We start from the raw sequence: 4,066 nt of genomic DNA, 5'->3' as shown, positions 1-4,066 counted from the left end.
GATACACGCTGGGCACCTCACCATCTCCGTACCGGTGGGACTCGCCGTGGCCGGCCTGTGGCTCGTGCGCGATCGCGCGCAACTGTCGGCGTCAGGCCATGGGCTGATGCTGGGCCTGGCGCTGTTGATCGCTTGGTCGGGAGCGGGGCCGTTGGCGCCGTTCTCCACGTGCTTGTTGCTCATCGCCACCCTGATCTGGCGCCGGCATCGGGTTCGCGCGGTGCACGGTGAATCAGACGTATCGCAGGTGGCAAGCCAGCGCTAGTTGGGCGAAGATCAGTGTTTGCCGCTCGCGCCGATCGCTTTACGGCTATCCCCCAACATGACCCATCGCCAACCCACGAGACGCCTCGCCTGCCTGATCATCACCTTCCTCGCGCTCGCGAGCAGCTATGCTGAGGAGCGCAGCCCTGCGTCGACCGCCGAACCGTACGCCCCCTTGGTGGAACACCTCTCAGCGTTGGTCCGCGAACAGAACCTCTCGGGAGTGGTGCTGATCACCACCGATGGGCAACCGGTGTACGAGCAGGCGTTCAACCTCGATCCGCTGCGAGCGCACTACGAGATCCGCACCGACACCGCCTTCACGATCGCGTCGATCACCAAGAGCTTCACTGCAACGCTGGTGCTGGACCAGGTGAGCTTGGGCCGGCTGGCGTTGGACAAGCCGATCAGCGCGTACCTGCCGACCTTCGACGCCTCCTACGCTGACGCCGTCTCGGTCAGACAGCTGCTGCAGAACCGCTCCGGGATCCCCCACTACACCGACATCCCCGGTTGGTTCGATCCCGCAGTGAAAGGCAAATTCACGCCGGAGTCGTTTCTGGCGCAGATCGCCTCACTCGCGCTGAAGTTCCCCCCGGGCGAGGACTACTACTACTCGAACGCGAACTACTACTTGCTCGGACTCATCCTGGAAGCCGCCACAGGGGAGCGCTACGAAGCACTGCTGGAGGAGAGGATTCTGGAGCCCTTGGGCCTCGAGCACACCGGGCAGATCTACCTGGCAGAAGCGAACACCGTAGCGCCCACCTACCTGCGCGACGGCGACGCGTACGAGCGAATTCAGCTACACAACACGGTGCTCTTCAGGGCGACTGCCTCCCAGTACGCCACCGCCGCGGACCTGGCCACCTTCGGCAACGCACTCGTCACCGGATCCCTACTGAACGATGAGATGCTCGACGTGCTGCTCGATGAGGACCATCCGATGGGGTTCACGGTCAGCGCCACGCCCGTGGCGGATGTGGAGGTCAAGGTCATCACCTACAACGGCGAGCTCGCTGGCACCACCACCATGCTGACCATGTTCCCGCAGGGCACGGTGGTGATCCTGTCGAACAACAACACGCCTTACGCGACGCTCGTACGGCTCACCCTGGACATTGCAGAACTCGCCCTGAGCGGTACGGAGCCGTGATGCAGGCGCCCGGCGAAGACCCGTTGCTGGTCGAACTGCGCGAGTTGGAGCAATCACTTCACCAACCCGAGGTGCGGGCCGACACAGAAAAGCTCAAGTCGCTCTTGCACGAGTCTTTCGTGGAGTTCGGACGTTCGGGGCGCGTCTTCTCCAAGGCGGATATCCTCACGGAGCTCACGACCGAGTCCCGCCCGAGCCGCGTTGTCTCGCAGGAGTTCGCCCTCGAGCATCTCGCGGAGGGCATCGCGCTCCTCACCTACCGCTCGGCTCATGTGGATACGCAGGGGCAAAGCGCTCGACACACGCTAAGAGCGACCCTATGGCAGCGCACGCCACTCGGCTGGCAAGCCCGCTTCCACCAGGGCACGGCGACGGCGCCCTTCAACGCACCATCGCCCTAGCAGCCGCCCGCTAGTCGTCAAAGGCGGCGATGCACTTCAACTCGATCGCGATGGGGGTCGGCAGGCGCGTGATCTCCACCGTCGTGCGGCAGGGCGACGCGTCGCGGAAGTACTCCGCATAGAGGCGGTTGTAGGCCTCGAAATCACGGGGGATGTTGGTGAGGAACACGGTTACGTCGACGAGCTGATCCCACCGCGCGCCCGCCGCTTCCAGCACCTCACGCACGTTGCGAAACACGGAGTGGCACTGGGCCTCGATGTCGTAGTCGACCACCTCACCAGCATCGTTCAGCACCACCCCGGGGATCTCCTTGCTCCCCTTCACCCGCGGCCCCAGCCCCGAGAGAAACAGGAGATTGCCCACGCGACGCGCGTGGGGATAGGCCCCTACCGGCTCCGGCGCCCCCGCCGCATCCACGCGGCTCTGCTCATCACTCATCGCCCCACTCCGTCAGTACTTGATGCACACGTTAGTCGGCTCGGTGAAGAAGCGCATCGCCTCCACACCGCCCTCGCGTCCGACCCCCGATTGTTTGACACCGCCCATGGGCGTGCGCAGGTCCCGCAGCATCCAGGTGTTGATCCACACCAACCCCGACTGCAGCTGCGCCGCCACCCGATGGCAACGGGTCACGTCCTGCGAGAAGACGGAGGCCGCAAGGCCGAAGGGCGTGCCATTGGCAATGGCGAGCGCCTCCTCCTCCGTGTCGAAGGGCATGAGGCTCGCCACCGGCCCGAAGATCTCATCCTGATTCAGGGCACACGCTGGCCCCAGGCCTTCGATCAACGTGGGCGCGACGAAGAACCCGTCCGCACAGCGACCGCCCGGCCGCACACGCTCACCCCCGCACAGCACCGTGCCGCCGTCGCCGCGCGCCTGTTCGATCGCACCCAATACCTTGCGCATGTGGTGCTCGCCGATCAGCGCGCCCTGGTCCGTGTCCTCGCTCAGGGGATCGCCCACGGTCAGCGCTTGCGCGCCGCTCACGAGGCGATCGCGCACGGCGTCGTACACGGGGCGCTGGATCAGGATGCGCGAGCCGCAGAGGCAGATCTCACCCTGGTTGCGAAAGGCGGCGGTGAGCGCGAGGTCCACCGCCTGGTCGAGATCCGCGTCGGCGAAGATCAGCGTTGGGTTCTTACCGCCAAGCTCGAGGGCCAGGCGGGCAAAGCGCGGCGCGGCGGTGGCCGCGATGCGACGCCCCGTCTCCGTGCCCCCGGTGAAGGAGATGGCGCGCACCTCGGGTGCTTCCACGAGCTGCTGCCCGATGCCTGGGCCTCGACCGTGGAGGATGTTCAGCACGCCGGGCGGCAGCCCCGCCTCGATGCACGCCTCACTCAGCAGATGCGCGGTGATCGGCGACAGCTCCGAGGGCTTCGCCAGCACGCAGTTACCGGCCGCAAGCGCGGGCGCGATCTTCCAGGTCAGCAGGTACAGCGGTAAGTTCCAGGGACTGATGCACGCCACCACGCCCAGCGGTTGGCGCAGGGTGTAGTTGATCGCGCCGACGGCCATGGCGTGGGATTCGCTGTGGAACTGAGTGATGGCGGCGGCGAAGAAACGCAGGTTGGCAACGGCGCGCGGGATGTCCACGGTGCGCGCCAGGCTCAGGGGCTTGCCCGTGTCCGCGCTCTCGGCGCGGGCGAAGGCCTCGGCGTCGCGCTCCACGATGGCGGCCACGCGCGAGAGCATCTGTGCGCGCCGCTCCACCAACATGCCGCGCCAAGCCGGCAGGGCCGCCTCCGCTGCACCTAACGCCTGCGAAAGGTCGCTCGCACTGCTGTCGGGCACCGCGCACAGGCGCTTGCCGGTGGCGGGCTCGACGTTGTCGAGCACGCCTCCGTCGGCAGGTGGCCGCAGTTCGCCCGCGATATAGTTGGCCAGCGCGCTCGGAACGCTGAGGCCGACCTGGTCGTCGCTGGCCATGGCTAGAGCGAGCGGGTCCGGCCGCCATCCACGGGCAGGTTCACGCCCGTGATGTAGGCGGCCAGGGGTGAGGCGAGGAAGGCGATGGCCGCGCCCTGCTCCTCCGGCTTGGCGAAGCGGGCGGCGGGGACGGAGCCGCGCGCTGCGTCGGCCATCTCCTGCGGCGTGCGGCCCGCGGCCTTGGCCTGGATCTCGAAGATGTAGGCCAGGCGCTCCGTGTCCGTGAAGCCCGGCAACACGTTGTTGACGGTAATGCCGTCGGCGGCGAGCTCCGTCGCCAGGGTCTTCGACCAACTGGCGACGGCGCCACGAATCGTG

6 protein-coding genes are annotated in these 4,066 nt (G+C 67.0%); 3 read left to right on the top strand and 3 right to left on the bottom strand.

Going from position 1 to position 4,066, the window contains the following annotated elements; all coding sequences use genetic code 11:
* From AAF184_25075 to AAF184_25065, 3 genes are all read left to right on the top strand, one after another.
* On the top strand, positions 1–265 hold a 265-nt coding region (locus tag AAF184_25075; protein ID MEO0425631.1), incomplete at its 5' end, for a hypothetical protein.
* Between the two features lie 57 nt (positions 266–322).
* Positions 323–1,420, top strand: coding sequence for a serine hydrolase domain-containing protein (locus tag AAF184_25070; GenBank protein MEO0425630.1), 1,098 nt, complete (start codon positions 323–325; stop codon positions 1,418–1,420).
* Positions 1,420–1,821 (top strand): DUF4440 domain-containing protein, encoded by a 402-nt coding sequence (locus AAF184_25065; protein MEO0425629.1) that lies wholly within the window; start codon positions 1,420–1,422, stop codon positions 1,819–1,821. Before AAF184_25070 ends, AAF184_25065 begins: the two co-directional genes overlap by 1 nt.
* Before the next feature lie 10 nt (positions 1,822–1,831).
* On the opposite strand, the gene AAF184_25060 is transcribed toward AAF184_25065, so the two are convergent.
* From AAF184_25060 to AAF184_25050, 3 genes are all read right to left on the bottom strand, one after another.
* The gene (locus AAF184_25060; protein ID MEO0425628.1) at positions 1,832–2,260 is read right to left on the bottom strand and encodes a RidA family protein; all 429 of its coding nucleotides are present in this window, start codon (positions 2,258–2,260) and stop codon (positions 1,832–1,834) included.
* Positions 2,261–2,272: 12 nt separating this feature from the next.
* Positions 2,273–3,748: an aldehyde dehydrogenase gene (locus AAF184_25055; protein MEO0425627.1), complete on the bottom strand. Its 1,476-nt coding sequence runs from the start codon at positions 3,746–3,748 to the stop codon at positions 2,273–2,275.
* A gap of 2 nt (positions 3,749–3,750) precedes the next feature.
* On the bottom strand, positions 3,751–4,066 hold a 316-nt coding region (locus AAF184_25050), incomplete at its 5' end, for an SDR family oxidoreductase (GenBank protein MEO0425626.1).

This window comes from Pseudomonadota bacterium (assembly GCA_039815145.1).
In the GTDB taxonomy this organism is placed as follows: Bacteria; Pseudomonadota; Gammaproteobacteria; order Steroidobacterales; family JBCBZW01; genus JBCBZW01.
Note: the sequence above shows the minus strand (reverse complement) of the source record. Positions and strands in the feature narration are given on the sequence as shown.

Coding starts and splice junctions, on each gene's coding strand:
- AAF184_25070 (MEO0425630.1), top strand. CDS start 323: ATGACCCATCGCCAACCCACGAGACGCCTCGCCTGCCTGATCATCACC.
- AAF184_25065 (MEO0425629.1), top strand. CDS start 1,420: ATGCAGGCGCCCGGCGAAGACCCGTTGCTGGTCGAACTGCGCGAGTTG.
- AAF184_25060 (MEO0425628.1), bottom strand. CDS start 2,260: ATGAGTGATGAGCAGAGCCGCGTGGATGCGGCGGGGGCGCCGGAGCCG.
- AAF184_25055 (MEO0425627.1), bottom strand. CDS start 3,748: ATGGCCAGCGACGACCAGGTCGGCCTCAGCGTTCCGAGCGCGCTGGCC.